This window comes from Paenibacillus sp. FSL R5-192, from assembly GCF_000517845.1.
Taxonomy (GTDB): domain Bacteria; phylum Bacillota; class Bacilli; order Paenibacillales; family Paenibacillaceae; genus Paenibacillus; species Paenibacillus amylolyticus.
Genome location: NZ_ASPR01000047.1, coordinates 65,004 through 81,543, shown reverse-complemented (window position 1 = coordinate 81,543; position 16,540 = coordinate 65,004). Strand labels below are relative to the sequence as shown.

Below are 16,540 nucleotides of genomic sequence, written 5' to 3'. Positions count from 1 at the left end.
TACATATCCTACTATTTCAATAGGATTAGACAACACAGGAATTATCAATTCAGTTCGAGGAGAAGGTCAGATGAAATTTGCCTTGTTTAGTCTCATGATGAATCTGCCTAATGCCGTAACCGGGGAAGCTCTGACAACTCAGCAGAAATTCCACAATATATTAGAGCAAGCGAAGCTGGCTGAACGACTGGGATTCGATGCCTACGGAATCGGTGAACGACACGGTGCGCCGTTTCTATCTTCCTCGCCACCTGTCGTATTAACGGCAATAGCCGCAGCAACCACACGCATTCGGTTACTAACCACCGTTACTGTTCTTAGTATACTTGATCCAGTCCGGGTTGCCGAGGATTATGCCACGTTGGATCAATTATCGGGCGGACGGCTGGAGATGATCATCGGGAAAGGCAATGACCCTCGGCACTATCCGCTGTTTGGCATAAGCGAAGAGGAACAATGGGACTCACTCGATGAACGCTATCATCTGCTAAGACGGCTGTGGTCTGAAGAGAATGTAACCTGGCAGGGAACGTATCGCCCTCCGCTTGAGGGGGTGACCACGTGGCCAAGGCCGCTTCAGCAATCCATCCCAATCTGGCATGGTAGCGCGTCGAGCACGGTCTCGACCGAACTCGCTGCCAAATATGGCGAGCCGCTCTTCACGTCGAACTCTTTTCACCCGCAAGCCAAATACAAAGCGTTAATTGATCATTATCGGGAACGCCTCGATTATTATGGTCATGATCCGCAGCAAGCAGTGATTGGCTCTGGTGCCGGCAGCCTCTATCTTGCGGATACGGGCGAAGAAGCCATTCGCCGCTATAAGCCATATTATGAAGCGTTCCATGCCACTGCCGCCGCACAGCATAACCAGTCCCCCTTCACCGATCTGGAGGATAACATTGCACGAGGTCCTGCGTTAATCGGCAGTCCGGAGCAGATCATTGGGAAAATTCTGGACTATCATGCCGCTTACGGACATCAGGTGCTGAGTATCAGCGTAGATGGACTGACGCATAGCGAGCAACTGGAGCAAGTGGAGCGTTTTGCCAAGGAAGTTGCCCCTGTATTACGCCGCGAACTGCCCAGTTCGGTATGGAATGAACCCCCGGTGTTAACCCAGCACTCATCCTTCCTTTCCTCTAATGTTACAAATTCATGGCCCACAGCCATCTCACCTATATTCCAGGTCTAACAATCTCCCACGTACAATATACATGGGCTCCTTCCAGGGTGATTCCTACGAATCGCCCTCTTCCCTCTTCCTCCCACTTGTATCGCGACTATCCCTATATCTACTTGGACTGAATGCCTTCCAACAATGAACGAAGCATCAGATCTACAAACGCATCATCCATCGCTTCCCCCGTCACTAACATACGATAGAACACCGGCCCATAGATCAGATCAATGTACAGTCCAATGTCCACCCCTGCCTTCAATTCGCCGCGCACCACACCCTTCTCCAGAATCCCCCAAGCTTCACGCCGACGTGGTTGGATGTATCTTGTACGGTATTCTTCGGCGAGCCCTGCATCCGACTGCCCTTCCCCAATAATCTGTGTAATCACTTTTCCTTCCCGACTGGTCAAAAAACGAACCAGATTACTCGCATGTATGCGTATATCCTCCAATACCGACCCTGTATCTGGCACTGGCAATCTTGCCGTTGCCGCAGACATATATCCGTCCATGATGACAGCGCCTTTATTCGGCCACCATTTGTAGATAGTGGCTTTGCTCACCTGTGCACGTTCAGCAATCTTCTCGATTGTAACCACCCCGAATCCGTGCTCCAACAACAACTCATACGATGCTGTAAGAATGGCATTCTGGGTTTCCATGTTACGCGGACGTCCTCTTTTGGCAGTCATCTTGAGCCCTCCTGGATGTATAAAATATATTTAATCATCAGTATTTTTCATAAAAACGATACGTTCATTATACTAAACTGCCATGAATACACACAATTCCATCCTCCGCTCACCTTTTCATCCTCATTAACTTTCTCATTAAAATATGTAGAGCCTATTTACAATACTATACGTTTAGTTTATTATATATTTGTAATTAGTGAACACACCGTTTAGTAATTAACGTTTTTAAATATCACCTGTTTATTGGGAATACCAATTTAGAACTGTGGAGGATGATTATGATGGATATGAGACAACAAGTGAAGAAGGCACCTGTACCCACCTGGATTATTTTTTTGCTGGCATCCGCTTGTGGATTGATCGTGGCAAATCTGTATTACGCTCAGACCGTTATCGGTCCGATCAGCATGACAACGGGTCTGTCTTCTGCCGCTGCCGGATTGATCGTAACGTTGACTCAGATTGGTTATGTCATTGGTTTGCTGTTTATCGTGCCGCTCAGTGACATTACCGAGAATCGACGCCTGGTCGTTCTTTTCCTCATCGTACTGGTTGTTGCCCTGATTGCTGCGGCTTTCTCGCCCACTGCTGTTGTATTTCTGACTGCCTCTCTGTTCATTGGTATAGGTTCTGTGGTCGCTCAAATTCTGGTGCCCTATGCGACATATCTTACTTCCGAGGAACAGCGCGGACGGGTTGTTGGCAATGTAATGAGTGGTCTGCTGCTGGGCATCATGCTGGCTCGTCCTGTCGCAAGCTTTATCACCAGCCTCTTCGGATGGCAGACGGTCTTTGTATTCTCCGCCATTGTCATAACACTTCTCATGTTGCTCCTATCACGCGCTCTTCCTGCTCGCCAGCCTGAACCCACCTTGAAATACGGGCAATTAATCGTGTCCTTGGGCACACTGTTCAGAACGATGCCGCTGCTGCGCCGCCGGGCGTTCTATCAGGCCAGTCTGTTTGGTGCTTTCAGCTTGTTCTGGACTACGGTTCCGCTCAGGCTCGCTAACGATTTTGATATGTCACAGCAAGGGATTGCCTGGTTCGCACTGGCTGGTGTCGGTGGTGCTATTGCCGCTCCCATTGCCGGGAGACTGGCTGATCGCGGACTAACACGTATTCTGACAGGTGCTGCCATGGTGATCGCTGCTGCTTCGTTTGGTCTTGCTTATGCGTTCCAGAGTCACTCCACGTTAGCACTGATACTGCTTGTGATCGTGGCGATCACACTGGATATGGCTGTCTCGGGAAATCTGGTGCTGGGTCAACGCATCATCTATTCGCTAGGAAATGAAGCGAGAGGGCGCGTGAATGGCATATTCATGTCGATCTTTTTTGTCGGCGGTGCGATTGGCTCATCCCTTGGAAGCTGGTCTTATGCTAACGGAGGCTGGAGTCTCACAACGCTGATTGGCCTGATTATGCCGCTGCTCGCTTTGGTGTATTACTTTACGGAAAAGAAAGCTGCCGTTATCAGCAATCATCTATAAATGCGATGCCTTCAGGCATCCTTCATAATCAAAAGCGGACTTTTGAACAACCTCTATAACAATTCTTTCATATATAAAGAAGGGCAGAGTGATCTCTAAGATCCGCTTCTGCCCTTTTCCCTTATTTCATGACACTGAATTTTTTGGTCGCTGCCCTAACTCGATCATCCTCGCCCCATACAATGACACCTACCACTTTGGTATCTTCCAATTCCATCGAAGCGATCTCAACTGCATATTGTTCAAAGGCATTGTTGAGCGACTGGCCTGTCTGTGAAAAAACAACATGGCTCAGTCCCCCGCTGTCGTCTGAGCAGAGTTTGGCCAGATTGATCAGTTGATTCTCCCCGGCCTTCAGAATGACAGTGCTATATCGGATGCCGGCATGCTGAACGCCGCTATGATCCAGCACAGGTTGATCAGAATATAACTCCGGCTCATTCAGCGATGCTTGTCCCATTAACAGGGCAGCCACATTAGCGGCGGCGCCAGGTTCCAGATTTTTATCTAGTATAATAGCAATTCTTTTCATATGACTGTATTCACCCTCTGTGTATTTTGTGTAAAACATACCCATGGCATATTGATTCCCTCGCGCAATACTTTGTAGGTCACAAGCCCGTAATGATCAGCGCATAGCTGATTCGTGAGCGCAATGGACTTCTCCGTGTTGTGCATGACCTTCCTGCAAGCTTCAGGGTTGGACGATACGGTGCTGTTCTCTCTATAGGTTGTATCAAGTTCAGATAACAAGTATGTGGTTGCTGGATGATGATAGATAATATCGATCTGATCGGGACATACCGCATGGAAGCCGGATAGAACCAGCGCAGGAATTTTCTCCACAAAGCTCTCAGACACCGCTAGTTCAGAATCCATGATGAAGCTGTTGAGCTTGGGATACGCCCCGGGGACCAGCAAGCAGGATATGATCCCTGATCTCAAGTCTTCCGCAGCCGCTTCAAATTCAGGGTATGGCTTGATACGTTCCGAGTTGCCTAATTTCTTCGCGATATGCATGCTGCAAGTCAGGAATCCTTCATCGTCTCCTAGCGTTCCCAGTATGGCATATTTCTCTTTAACGATCTCCATTTATTTCTATTTCCTCCTTTTTATTTCTAATCCGCTAAAGATCGTATACCAAAAATTTCCTATTGTCAATTAACACTTTAACGCAACATAAATATGTATTTTGGTTCATATTTTTAACCAAAAGGTGTATTCAAAATGGAAAATATTGAGCTATAATGTTATGAAATGAATTTTTACTATATTTAGTATTTTATTGAAAGGGGATATACGAGAACGTATGAAAACCATTGTATACATATCTGATTTCAGGCTTCCAACTGGATTAAACTTCGTTAAACCTTTGCAGAAATTGGCGGATCACAAGAAAATTCTGATTATTGAACGGCATAATTTGCATCATGATGAGGTCCTCAGGGACTTCTTTGACGAAATTAGATATGTCGATCATCTGGAGTCCGTAGATGCCATCCGGGAGCATATGATGCAGATCCGAGAATCCCATTCCATCTCTGCTCTGTTAACGCCGGGTGAGAATGCGATTGAGATCGGTGGTCAGCTCCGTTCCGAGTTCGGGATCCCCGGTATGCAGCGCAATCAGGCTGAGGCTGTTCGCAACAAATGGATCATGAAACAAATGCTGCATCAACGCGGAATTCGGACATCCGAAATTGCCATTGCTCTACATGAACAGGACTATATTCATTTCACTGCTGTACACGGGTTTCCGATTATTGTGAAGCCACTCAGCGGATATGGAAGTATCAATACGTTCAAATTGTCCAGCATGGATGAACTGGTATATTATCTACACCATACAAGACAAGCACAGCAAAGGGATTTGCTGGAGGAATTCATCCACGGTACGGAGTTTCATTGTGATTCCATTGTGTCCAAGGGCAAAGTTGTATTTGCATCTGTTTCCCAATACCTGTATAACTGCCTGGACATTGCGACGAAGCAGAAACCTCCGGCCAGTATTACGTTCCCTGAAGGCACGGAAGCTGATTTTATCCATCACATCAAAGAACTCAATGAACAGGCCATTGCTGCCTTGGGTATCAATCAATCCGTAACACATGCCGAACTTTTTCTGACTCCAGAAGGAGAAGTAGTGTTTGGAGAAATTGGTGCAAGAATCGGGGGATCACATGTTATGCCTCCTTGTATCAAGAACACTCATGGCGTTGATTTCTTCGAAGCCGTCACTGATCTGGAAGTTGGAATATATGAATTTAAGCAACAGGAGACGCGCCATAAATTCACAGGCATGATCTGCTTCCCTTCACGCGCAGGGGTAATTCAACACATATCCGGAATAGAAGATTATGCCGATATCCCTGGCATCATTGAGTTCAATGTATCCTATCAAGTGGGGCAGCGGGCCGGGGACGTCAACGATACCATGACCCGATCAGGGTATGCTATCGTCGAGGGTGATTCGTTCGAGGAATTGCGTCAAACCCTGTTGGAAATGTACGATCGCTTCAAGATTGAAGTGACAGTTGCTGAAACCGTATAAGTTGTACGGATGAACCTCACTGTTTTTGGTCTGGAGTGAAGGTTATCTTGGGGAGGGCTGGAATTATTGTCGTTATTCAAAACCTACGCGGGTCTGAGCCGCGATATCTATTATCTCTGTTTAGCCAGAACGATTAACAGCACGGGAGATTTTGTATTCTCCCTGATTACCTTGGTGCTTACGTTACAGATGGGCATGAATGTGGTCAGTGCAGGGATCTTTGTGTCCATGGCAGCCCTGATTAGCGGACCCGGTGTACTTCTCGGCGGCTATTTAAGCGATCTTATGGGCAAAAAAACGATTATTGTCATCGGGCAACTATTGTCTGCCATCCTGATTATAAGCTGCTCTTTTTGGTCAGGCACCATTACCGTTGGTTATCTTCTGATTGCAGTCATGTTTTTCATCAGTATTACCCGGCCTGCTTATAATGCACTGATTATTCAACTGTGTACGGAGGAGAAAGAGCGAAAGTCCGCCTTTTCCCTCATGTATCTGGGGGCCAATCTGGGTATAGCCATCGGACCACTGATCGCCGGTTTTTTCATCAAGGATCACGTCAACATTGTCTTTATAAGTATCGGTACCGTGTTTCTGATATCTACCTTTATCATCATCAACCAGGTTAAGATCGGCACACGCAAGGAATTGGCATCAACAAGCAGCGAACATGCTGGACAACAAGAACAACAACGATCGAGCCAACCGCCTTCGCCGTTATTCAGACTACTGCTGAAAAATCCACTCGTTGCCTTCTTCATCGTTGTGTCATTTCTTAACTATTTTATCTATATGCAATACTCATTTAGCCTCCCACTCCAGATGAATCACTCATTTGGCGAGAACGGGGCAGCCTATTACGGCTCTGTCATGACCATCAATGCCATTAGCGTCATTATTCTTACCACCGTTATCCTGTCCGCTACACGCAAATTAACTGCCCTAAACTCCATAGCTACAGGCGCACTCTTCTATGGAATCGGATTTGGAGCCTTGAACCTGCTCGGAACCTTCCCCCACTTTTCCATCGTCGCCTTATCCACGGTGCTGTGGACCATTGGAGAGATTCTCGTGCAGACCAATATCAACCTGTATATTGCTTCGCGTGTACCCGATACACATCAGGGACGGTTTAATGGCTTGCTGTTATTCGTAGGTTGCCTGGGTTATACACTTAGCCCATATTTGACAGGCATTTTCATCAGAAGCATGGACATGGAAAGTGTATGGATCATTATTCTGGCTGTCAGTCTGTTCTATGCGTTGTCTATGACCATACTCTGGTATATCGAAAAAAGCTCAACAAGAAGAAACGAAATGAAACCGCTGGATCACTCAAAAAGTATCTGAAACTCAGGGCAGGGCAGCCTATTCTGCCCTTTTTTCACTTTATTTTCACACCAAAATAGGCAAATGTGCATTCGCATCATACTCAATCAATTGCTGACCCGTATGCAATCTCTGTACCAGATCTGGATTGGCAATAAACGGTCTGCCGAACGCAGCCAGATCTACGCTTCCCTTACCAATCGCGTGCTCCGCGGTCTGAACATCCAAATCCCCCACACCAATAATGATTCCATCCCACCGACTTCGAATCCGCTCGTGAAAAGTCTGCTCCCCTTCCCATGCTTTCGCATAATGGTCTGTTGAGGGATGCAAGATCGTAATTCCCGTCTCGCGGAACAAGTTCAGATATGCATCGATCATTCCAGCTTTGTCTGCCCAAGCATAGGATGCATCATCATCCTTTTTCTCCGAAAATCGTACCGATATGCGATCCACAGAGATCTCTTTTTTCACAGCCACAATAATATCCCGCAGGAACCGCAATCTACCCTCAGTATCTCCTCCATATTCATCTGTTCTGTGGTTGGTCTTCTCATTGATAAACTGGTCGATCAGATACCCATGCGCAGCATGCAGCTCAATCCCGTCGAACCCCGCCAGAACCGCATTGCGGGCAGCTGTCTGAAAATGCTGAATCGTATCCGCTATATCCTGTGTACTCATCGCTTGAGGAACCTGATACGGTTTATGCAGCTTATGCACTCTTCCCTCTGCCGCAAGGCTGGAAGGTGCCACTGGAGTGGTTCCGATCAGATCGGAGTGGGACAGCCTGCCAACATGCCACAGTTGAGCAATAATGGTGCCGCCATGTCTGTGAACAGCATCCGTTACCCTTTTCCAAGAAATCGTCTGTTCATCTGTATATAAGCCAGGGATGCCATAAGTGCCTTTGCCTGCCAGATTCGGGTTAATGCCCTCGGTAATAATCAGCCCCACACCATCTCGCGCACGCTGCTCATAATACGCCACCATCTCATCCGTCACGGTCCCCTCCTGATCATCAGCAAATCCCCGGGTCAACGGAGCCATCACAATTCGGTTCCTTAGTTGCCACTGATGAATCGTTACCGGGCTTAATAATGTTGAACGTGTATTCATGTTATCCATGTCATATCCCTACTCTCTTTGTCATTAAGGATATTGTACGGCGGCTCCGATATATCGTAAAATGATTGAAATATATAGTTGTATCTCTCAAAGAGATACCTAACATCAACATCTGCGGAAGTAATTAAAGTTAACCCACGTTCAGGAGGATACAGCATGGAACTTTCCGATATCGATATTGTTCTCGCGGTGGCGCGTTCAGGCAAAATCTCACAGGCCGCCAAAGAACTGAATTACGCGCAATCCAATGTCACTACGCGCATCAAAAAACTGGAGCAGGAATATCAAATCCAGTTGTTCAACCGATTTCCCAAAGGTGTTGTACTGACCTCCAAAGGAGAACAGTTCGTCCAGTACGCCACACAGATTCACAACCTTTTACATGATCTGAAGCAGGATATGACCGATCCCGGTGAGCCTTCCGGCACGCTGAAAATCGGCATTGTAGAAACGGCGGCATCCAGCCGTTTTATGGAGATTCTGAATGAATATCAGATAACCTACCCGAAGGTGTCCATCTCACTCGTCAACGCCACTTCACCCAAAGTACTGCGCAAGAAAATACAGGACGATGAGATTGATGGTGCTTTTATCAGCGGGGCTTGTGTGAAAGAGGGTCTGAAGGTGGAATATGAGATGCAGGACACGGTTCATATCATCTCCAAGAAGATGGATACACCACCTGAAAGTCTGTGCCAAGTATCATGGGTTGTTTTCCCCGAGGGATGTCCTTATCGTGAAATGACCGAAGAATTTTTGCAGGAAGAGGGACTGTCCGCACGTAATATCATCGAAGTGAGTACGATGGAAAACCTGCTTAGCTGTGTGGAGTCTGGAATTGCTTTTACCATTATGCCGTGCAACGTTATTCACAAGAAACCGGATGATTTCTCCGTATTTGATCTGGCAGATCGTTTTACCCATACCACGACAACCTTTGTCCGCGGTGAGGATCGGTATGTCAGTAGTGCGCTGGATCAATTCATGAAGCTGCTGAATCAGAAGTGCATCACGTTTTGATATAGATAACTTTTATAAGCAGCAGTATAGTATGTACATTCACAGCAGTCAGGAGAAGATCAGATGAAACTCATGAATCTTTTATATAGGCTCATTGATGCCCGGCGTGTCGACAACAATGCTGAACAAGTGTCCTTTCCATCCCGTCCACATCATACGCTGCTTATTGTGATCAAAGGGATCTTAACCGTCAAAGTCGAAGACAAAGTCATCTCCCTATGCGCTCCTCAAGTCCTTTCCGTCCCGCCTTCTCACACCTGTATCGCAACCACCGAGGTACAGCATGATTTTGAATGTGTCACCTTAACCTACAATGTCTACAACGAAGAACTAGATGGCAACATGCAACAAGTTATTGATCCACATCTTGAATTCATTGCCGCTGTTGTTCCCTCAGCTCCCGTTCTCGCCATTCAAATCCATGAAGGTGGGCAGAAGGAAGATCCATGGGCTGGAATGGCACGTCAGATCCTCTTTCAGGAACTTTGTCTTGTCCTATTGAAGCAAAAGAAGCAAAAATCCCAGGAAGGTACCGCCATGGAAGCGGTAAGGCAGAGCCAAAAATATATCAATACACATTATCAGGATAACTTCACACGCGAAAAACTGGCTGAAATGGCTGGACTGAGTGTCAACCGTTATTCCAGATTGTTCAAAAAAATGATTGGACAAGGCCCCATTGAATACTTGAACGCCGTACGCATCCGGGAAGCCGGTGATCTGCTACTGGCCTCGGACAACACGATCAAACAAACAGCCCGTCAGGTCGGGTATGAAGATGAATTCTATTTTAGCCGAAAATTCAAAGCAACCACCGGATTGTCTCCCATGGTTTATATTAAAAAGCATCGCTCCGTAACACGTATCGCTTCACTTGCCCATCCCTATACGGGACATCTGCTTGCCCTTGGTATTGAGCCTTATGCGGCACTGATTAATCCGGTCCATAGAACCTCATATGAATTCAAAAATGTGATTCAAGTGGGCAGAGATCAGCCTGATCTGGAACTATTAATGAACGCACATCCGGAACTGATCATTGGGTATGAAGGAACCGATTATGAAGAGCCCAAAAAAGCCGAATTATTTCGGCATATTGCCTCCACCTGTACCGTATCTTTTACAGGAGATTGGCGTAAACAAATGTACTCCATTGCACAATCCGTAGGCAAAATAACAGCTGCTGAAGAATGGCTGGAACGTTATGATCTATCGGTCAAACAAAAAATCTCCAGTATACAGCATGCCATCGATGACCGACCTGTGGCTGTGGCGCAATACGAAGATGGACAGTTCCGGGTCTACGGCAACCGTAATCTGGGGACGGTACTCTATGATGATTTGCAGTTATCCGTACCCCAAGCCCTACACCACGTATCCCATTCCCGTATAATGTCACTGGAACAGCTGGTTCAGTCGGATATTGAACACTTCATTCTGTTTACAAGTGGCCAAGCAGACGAGCGTGCGCACACTGTAGCATCGCTTATGCAAAATTCAATTTGGCAGCAATGGGAGGCGGTTCGTATGAATCAAGTCTATGAATTGGGCGATTCCTCCCCCTACTCCTGTTATACTTCCTTGGCCCATGATCTGTTTCTGAATCGGGTTAGTCAATTGTTCCTGAGCCAAACGTCCATGCATTAAACAGGAATATCCATGGATTACGATTTGGAATGGACCTATAATTATTTTGATAATGATAATCAAAATCAATTAAAGGGTGTGTACAACGTGTCTTTACCTAATAACCAACGCTTCTCTACCTTTTTCAAATCAGGACGATTCCTTATAACCGTTCTTGTTCTATGCAGCATGCTTGCGGGCTGTGGGACTTCCCAGAACAGTGGGAACTCCCCTTCACCCGAATCCAGTGGGGCAGAGCCATCAACCGCTGAACAGGGAAGTGAGAATACACGCACCATTTCTACGATTAAAGGGGATATCGAAATTCCTGCCGAACCCCAAAAAATTGCGGGTATGCTCTACGTCTTTGCTGACCAGTTACTCGCTCTCGGCATTGAACCAACAGCCATGGTAACGTATAACGATCTCGGATTCCCTGAATATCTGGCAGATCAGATGAAAGATACCACTGCCGTAGGTTCCGGCGAGTCTCCCAATTTTGAAGCATTGCTCCAGGCTGAGCCGGATCTCATTCTGGCCTCCAAAACGTTAAATGAAGCAAACTATGAGCAACTCTCCAAGATTGCTCCAACGATCCTTTTTGATAATGAAGAAAAAGGAGACTGGGAGCGATTCATGGAAACGGCAACTGTTCTTGGCAAAGAAAAAGAAGCCCAAGCGGTCAAAGATGCCTATGATACCAAAGTCACCCAAACCCATGATGAGCTTGCCGTAAAAGCCAAAGACGAAACGGTGGCCTACATGCGCGTGCAGGATAAACAGCTTCAGTTGATTAAACCTGATGATAACTTCACTCTGTTTGGTGCTCTGGGATTAACCCCTGCTTCAGTAGACAGTGTAGATTTCGAGGGATCATGGAATGTGGCAATTTCCGAGGAAATTCTGCCTGAGCTGAACCCGGATCGACTGTTTATCATTCTGCGTCCAGGGGAAGAAAACAAGGTTGTGCTTAATAACATCATGGATACATCCATCTGGTCCAATCTGAATGCAGTCCAGAACGATCATGTATATATCGGTGATGCCAACCTGTGGTTTGCAGGATACGGTCCCATCGGTCTTAGCAAAATCATTGATGAGATCGCTGCTTCCTTCGAGTTATAGAGGGACATGATGAAACCTAAAACAAGTCTTAAGCAGACCGTGATCGAACGACGTACGATTCAGGAATTTAATGGCCTACCCATTCCCTTGGAAACGATTCATGAGATTCTGGGGGACGCGATATGGGCTCCTTTTCACTCCAAAAAGGAACCTTGGCGTTTCATTCTGTTTATGAATGAGGGCAGAGAAACATTCGCAAGCGCTGTATTGAGTACACGCAATCCTGAATTTGTAACAAAGTACGGACAACAAATCAGAGCGGCCTATTGTGCACAGACACCTGTGCATCTGGTTGTGGTTATGACAGCCAACCTGCCCTCCAAGGCGTGGGAAGAGGCTTTTGCTGCAACCTCGGCACTGATCCAGAACATACAGTTGCTCGCCTGGGGACAACACATCGGCGTTGTATGGAAGACAAGCCCTTTCAACGAAAATCCGCTATTCTGTGAAGCCATTGGTGTGACATCTGAGGAAAAAATAGTAGGTACACTACACATGGGGTATTTTAACGCTGAAGATCAGCCTATGCCCAAGCCTCGCACACCTCTCCCTCAACTGTTGCATCTCATTGATCACTAAATGGACTAGAGCACATTGATCGAGAGCATAAAAAAAAGGGATGTCCTATAAGTCATGAATATGACAGGGGACATCCCTTGTTCGTGTTATTTTGTTTTAATGAACCTGAGACACGCTATTCGCTCCCGTTTGCCCAGATCTGAGATCTAACGAATCACAGAGACGTTATTTCGTCGATTCACTCGATTTTCTAGGTTTTGACAACGTTTTTTGACGAAATAGCGTTACTGAGATTTTTTAAATCTTGCAAGCGTTGATGATCCGCCTTTTAAGGTGCGGTATGGACCTATGTCAAAAAAGTAGACACTACGCTGCGGATTTGTCCGTAAATTGCATCGCAAAACGAGCAGGGGAAAGATACCCTAGCGCGCCATGCATTCGCTTGCGGTTGTAATAGAACTCAATGTACTGGTAGATGGCAGTATAAGCCTCTTCCGGTGTCTTAAAACGAGGGTTGCAGTAAATGAGTTCCTTCTTTAAAATACTGTGCCATGACTCAATACAGGCGTTATCATAACAGTTTCCTCGGCGGCTCATGCTTGATTCCATTCCGTATGATTTTAGTTGCTCCACGTATTCTTTGGACGTGTATTGAGAGCCGCGATCCGAGTGATGGAGTAATCCCGGAGCGGGGCGTTTGGCCTTGTAAGCTTCCTCCAGTGCACCCATCACCAAACTGGTTTCCATATGGTTATATAGACGCCAGCCTACAATTTCACGTGTGCACAAATCCAGAACGCTGGCGAGATATAGACGACCTCCTCGGCAAGGAATGTAGGTGATGTCGGTAACCCATACCGTATTCGGTTTGGACGTTTTAAATTGCTGATTCAGCGTATTTGGTGCAAGGGGATGGTTGTGTTTGGAATCCGTAGTCTGAACGCGATATTTGGGCATGACCACAGAACGTAGATTCATTTGACGCATGTATATACTGACGGTACGTGAAGAGATTCGCAACCCTTCTAAATGGAGCAGATACGTAATTTTAGGACTTCCACACCGCATCTGGTGGTCGTAAAAATGATAGCGAATACGCTTCATGACCTCGCCTTTGCGGTCCTGCCGCTTGCTGGTTCGGTCCATTCGCCATTTGTAATATCCGCTCCGTGATACTTGAAAGGTTCTGCACATCTTCTCCAAAGAAAACTCGGAGCGATGGTCTTCCACAAACTGAAATCTTAGCTCTTTGGTTTGCTGAAGATGTGCACTGCTTTTTTTACAATCGCCAGTTCTTCTTGTGTATCCGCAAGCGTGTGCTCTTTCTCTTGAAGCAATCGGCGCATCTCTTGAAGCTCTGCTTCCAGTTCCTTCACTCGATCTACACTGGCAACAGGCTCATGTTTTAGTTCGCGGTACTTACTCATCCATTGGTGCAACGTACTTTTTGGAATGTTGAGTTCTTCTGCCAAATCTCCAAGTGTCTTCGTCTGCTCTTGAATGAATTTGACCGTTTGTTTCTTGAATTCTTCGTTATATCGTTGCCGCTGTTCTCCCATGTGGACACCTCCGTTAGTCTTATTATCCTTCCGTCCGTTAACGGGTGTCCACTTTTTATTCTAGCTCCAGTAGGTTCGTTAGCGCTTGGAGTGAGGCGGAATTCCTTTTGAGACAGCACCTTACTCCACCTTGAATCGCGCAGCCGATTCGGCCAGCTTTTGCGTCAATTGATCGATCGTATCAACCATGTTGGCCAACTGCTGTACTGTTGAAGATTGCTCCATCATGGTTGCTGTTACCTCTTCAACCGAAGCGGATACCTGCTCTCCTGAAGCCGACAAACTATGGGCAGACTCCAGTACGTCATCCTTGTTCTGTAACATCTCCTGCATCTGTCCTGCCATCGTGGCAATTTGTCGATTGATAACCGTTACCTTCTCCAGAATCACATCGAACGCTTGACGAGTCTGCAAGACAAGCTCATCCTGTCTGGAGGAGATGGTATGAATCTCTGCAACACTTTGGTTGTTCTCGGCGACATCGGCCAGATTCTGCTCGATAATGCTGGAGATTTCCTTGGATTGGCGGGAGCTCTGCTCTGCCAGGTTGCGGATCTCTTCGGCCACAACCGCAAATCCTCTGCCATGCTCACCTGCCCTTGATGCTTCAATGGAAGCATTCAATGCAAGCAGATTGGTCTGCTTCGCAATCTGGCTGATGGCTTCCGTGATCTGACTAATACTGCCCGAACTGGTTTGAAGTTTGACGGTAATCTCCGAGATTTTCTCCACTTCCCGTTCGTTCACCTCATTGATACGCATCAGTTCATTCACGACTTCATTCCCGTTGTGGAATACCGTTTCGATCTCATCTGCTCTTGCCTTCACATCCTGTGCACTGCTGTTCATGGCAGCCACTTTATCGCCAAAGCTGTTGAATTTGCCTGCAATCTGCTCGGTATCTTCCGATTGAGCCTCCATGGCTTTGGCAATCCCCATGGACGTTGCCGATGTCTCATCAATGGATCTTGCCGTCTGTCTGGATGTCTCCTCCAACTCCTGAGTGCTGGCCTGAAGGACATGAATCGAACTATTCATATCGGTAATAAGGTTCCTGTTCTGCTCCACCATACCATTGAAGCTCTCCGCCAGATCCTTGAATTCGCTGTTATACTTGCCATTGGCCTTAACGGTCAGATTGCCTTGAGCAAGCTGTTGGAACAGACCGCTCAGACGTATGATAGGTCTTGTAATACTGCGAGAAATCAGTAATCCCACACCAATAGCCAGAGCAATCCCGATCAATATCACGATAACCATCTGGCGCTGCATATCCTCTATCGGACGCTTGATATCATCATAATCGTCAATAATGAGCACAGAGAGATCTGCACCCGGAATCTGATTAATACGATAGTAGGTATCTTCTCGATCCATCGAAGTGATTTTCACTTTGTCGGTGGCTCTAGCCTCGATAATTCCCATCGCGTCCTTATCTTCTTCCAGCGTTTGTCCCACAACGGAAGGGTCCAGTGAATCATACATAATGATGCCGCTCCGACTCAGTACTTCAACTCTGCCTTGACCATTGATTTTAATGTCTCCGAGTTGCCCCAGGAAGAAGCTGCTGTCCACCGACATAGCAAGCACACCCAGGTTATTCCCCTCTTCATCGGTGATAGGCTCCGAGAATACAATAATGAGCTTCTTGCCAGTCTTAGAGACGACCGCGTCACTGATGAAGGATTTCCCCTGTATAGATTCCTTAAAATATTCCCGATCTCCCCGTGACTGACCAATGACTTCTGGCATGGTTCCTGCCACCATGATTCCTTCCTTATCAAAAACGAACAGATCTGGCTTACTTCCTTCCGTTTCCGATATACTGTCGGTCAAGATCGTATTGGCCTTATTGAAATACGGGTTCTCATCCGATAAAAATTCTTCATCCGTCATGTCAGTTGTATCACGCAACTTTAAGAGTTCTTTAAAAGTACTATGTACGGATATCGAATGACTCAATTGTTGTTGAAGTTGCATAGCTGTCCAAAGCCCTTCCCCAAGGCGGTCAGCCATCACATTCATTTCATCCTTGCTTTTCTTGACCACAACATCAGATGAAATCATATAACTTGTGGTCGTTGCACCAAGCAGAACCAAAACAACCAATACACTGATCATGAAAGGCAGCTTGATTTTAAGCGACATATTTTTGAGCTCATGTCCTACACCTTTTCTTTTCCCCATTTCCTTCTCCCCACTTCCCTGAACCATCTGCATCTGAACGATGTACATACATTATCGGAAAAATCCATAGTAAAATTGATCAATTAGGGAGATATTGCCACTGTTTTTCTTTTTTTTGAAATTCTG

General features: G+C 46.5%; 15 protein-coding genes. 8 read left to right on the top strand and 7 right to left on the bottom strand.

Annotated elements, in window-relative coordinates; translation table 11 throughout:
* Positions 1-70: 70 nt before the first annotated feature.
* Positions 71-1,195, top strand: a complete 1,125-nt coding sequence (locus tag C161_RS23145) for an LLM class flavin-dependent oxidoreductase (RefSeq protein ID WP_036673095.1) — start codon at positions 71-73, stop codon at positions 1,193-1,195.
* Positions 1,196-1,295: 100 nt separating this feature from the next.
* On the opposite strand, the gene C161_RS23140 is transcribed toward C161_RS23145, so the two are convergent.
* Entirely contained in the window at positions 1,296-1,874 is a 579-nt protein-coding gene (locus C161_RS23140) for a TetR/AcrR family transcriptional regulator (RefSeq protein ID WP_036673094.1), read from the bottom strand.
* Between the two features lie 281 nt (positions 1,875-2,155).
* Between C161_RS23140 and C161_RS23135 the strand changes: the two genes are divergently transcribed.
* The gene (locus C161_RS23135) at positions 2,156-3,370 is read left to right on the top strand and encodes an MFS transporter (RefSeq protein WP_036673093.1); all 1,215 of its coding nucleotides are present in this window, start codon (positions 2,156-2,158) and stop codon (positions 3,368-3,370) included.
* A 121-nt stretch (positions 3,371-3,491) separates the two neighbouring features.
* Here the strand turns inward: C161_RS23135 and C161_RS23130 are convergent, their stop codons facing one another.
* Both C161_RS23130 and C161_RS23125 read right to left on the bottom strand, forming a co-directional pair.
* Entirely contained in the window at positions 3,492-3,902 is a 411-nt protein-coding gene (locus C161_RS23130) for a DUF2000 family protein (RefSeq protein WP_036673092.1), read from the bottom strand.
* A complete protein-coding gene (locus C161_RS23125) occupies positions 3,899-4,462 on the bottom strand; it encodes a hypothetical protein (protein ID WP_036673091.1) in 564 nt (187 codons plus the stop codon). Before C161_RS23125 ends, C161_RS23130 begins: the two co-directional genes overlap by 4 nt.
* Before the next feature lie 217 nt (positions 4,463-4,679).
* On the opposite strand from C161_RS23125, the gene C161_RS23120 reads away from it, so the two are divergent.
* Entirely contained in the window at positions 4,680-5,921 is a 1,242-nt protein-coding gene (locus C161_RS23120; protein ID WP_036673090.1) for an ATP-grasp domain-containing protein, read from the top strand.
* A gap of 66 nt (positions 5,922-5,987) precedes the next feature.
* On the top strand, positions 5,988-7,271 hold the full coding sequence (locus C161_RS23115; protein WP_036673089.1) for an MFS transporter: 1,284 nt from the start codon (positions 5,988-5,990) through the stop codon (positions 7,269-7,271).
* Positions 7,272-7,316: 45 nt separating this feature from the next.
* Here the strand turns inward: C161_RS23115 and C161_RS23110 are convergent, their stop codons facing one another.
* Positions 7,317-8,369 carry an oxidoreductase gene (locus C161_RS23110; RefSeq protein WP_235193909.1) on the bottom strand — a complete coding sequence of 351 codons (1,053 nt, stop codon included), beginning with the start codon at positions 8,367-8,369 and terminating at the stop codon, positions 7,317-7,319.
* A 165-nt stretch (positions 8,370-8,534) separates the two neighbouring features.
* On the opposite strand from C161_RS23110, the gene C161_RS23105 reads away from it, so the two are divergent.
* The 4 genes from C161_RS23105 (at position 8,535) to C161_RS23090 (ending at position 12,728) form a co-directional block, all read left to right on the top strand.
* Positions 8,535-9,398: a LysR family transcriptional regulator gene (locus tag C161_RS23105; protein WP_036673084.1), complete on the top strand. Its 864-nt coding sequence runs from the start codon at positions 8,535-8,537 to the stop codon at positions 9,396-9,398.
* Between the two features lie 63 nt (positions 9,399-9,461).
* Positions 9,462-11,045, top strand: coding sequence for an AraC family transcriptional regulator (locus C161_RS23100; protein WP_051449902.1), 1,584 nt, complete (start codon positions 9,462-9,464; stop codon positions 11,043-11,045).
* Between the two features lie 87 nt (positions 11,046-11,132).
* Entirely contained in the window at positions 11,133-12,149 is a 1,017-nt protein-coding gene (locus C161_RS23095; RefSeq protein WP_235193908.1) for an ABC transporter substrate-binding protein, read from the top strand.
* Between the two features lie 6 nt (positions 12,150-12,155).
* Entirely contained in the window at positions 12,156-12,728 is a 573-nt protein-coding gene (locus C161_RS23090; RefSeq protein WP_036673082.1) for a nitroreductase family protein, read from the top strand.
* Positions 12,729-13,034: 306 nt separating this feature from the next.
* Here the strand turns inward: C161_RS23090 and C161_RS23085 are convergent, their stop codons facing one another.
* The 3 genes from C161_RS23085 to C161_RS23075 form a co-directional block, all read right to left on the bottom strand.
* Positions 13,035-13,898, bottom strand: a complete 864-nt coding sequence (locus C161_RS23085) for an IS3 family transposase (RefSeq protein ID WP_235193907.1) — start codon at positions 13,896-13,898, stop codon at positions 13,035-13,037.
* A gap of 11 nt (positions 13,899-13,909) precedes the next feature.
* Positions 13,910-14,227 (bottom strand): transposase, encoded by a 318-nt coding sequence (locus C161_RS23080; protein WP_036673079.1) that lies wholly within the window; start codon positions 14,225-14,227, stop codon positions 13,910-13,912.
* A 120-nt stretch (positions 14,228-14,347) separates the two neighbouring features.
* Positions 14,348-16,462 carry a methyl-accepting chemotaxis protein gene (locus C161_RS23075; protein WP_235193906.1) on the bottom strand — a complete coding sequence of 705 codons (2,115 nt, stop codon included), beginning with the start codon at positions 16,460-16,462 and terminating at the stop codon, positions 14,348-14,350.
* Positions 16,463-16,540: the final 78 nt, after the last annotated feature.

Coding starts and splice junctions, on each gene's coding strand:
- C161_RS23145 (WP_036673095.1), top strand. CDS start 71: ATGAAATTTGCCTTGTTTAGTCTCATGATGAATCTGCCTAATGCCGTA.
- C161_RS23140 (WP_036673094.1), bottom strand. CDS start 1,874: ATGACTGCCAAAAGAGGACGTCCGCGTAACATGGAAACCCAGAATGCC.
- C161_RS23135 (WP_036673093.1), top strand. CDS start 2,156: ATGATGGATATGAGACAACAAGTGAAGAAGGCACCTGTACCCACCTGG.
- C161_RS23130 (WP_036673092.1), bottom strand. CDS start 3,902: ATGAAAAGAATTGCTATTATACTAGATAAAAATCTGGAACCTGGCGCC.
- C161_RS23125 (WP_036673091.1), bottom strand. CDS start 4,462: ATGGAGATCGTTAAAGAGAAATATGCCATACTGGGAACGCTAGGAGAC.
- C161_RS23120 (WP_036673090.1), top strand. CDS start 4,680: ATGAAAACCATTGTATACATATCTGATTTCAGGCTTCCAACTGGATTA.
- C161_RS23110 (WP_235193909.1), bottom strand. CDS start 8,369: ATGAATACACGTTCAACATTATTAAGCCCGGTAACGATTCATCAGTGG.
- C161_RS23105 (WP_036673084.1), top strand. CDS start 8,535: ATGGAACTTTCCGATATCGATATTGTTCTCGCGGTGGCGCGTTCAGGC.
- C161_RS23100 (WP_051449902.1), top strand. CDS start 9,462: ATGAAACTCATGAATCTTTTATATAGGCTCATTGATGCCCGGCGTGTC.
- C161_RS23090 (WP_036673082.1), top strand. CDS start 12,156: ATGATGAAACCTAAAACAAGTCTTAAGCAGACCGTGATCGAACGACGT.
- C161_RS23080 (WP_036673079.1), bottom strand. CDS start 14,227: ATGGGAGAACAGCGGCAACGATATAACGAAGAATTCAAGAAACAAACG.
- C161_RS23075 (WP_235193906.1), bottom strand. CDS start 16,462: ATGTACATCGTTCAGATGCAGATGGTTCAGGGAAGTGGGGAGAAGGAA.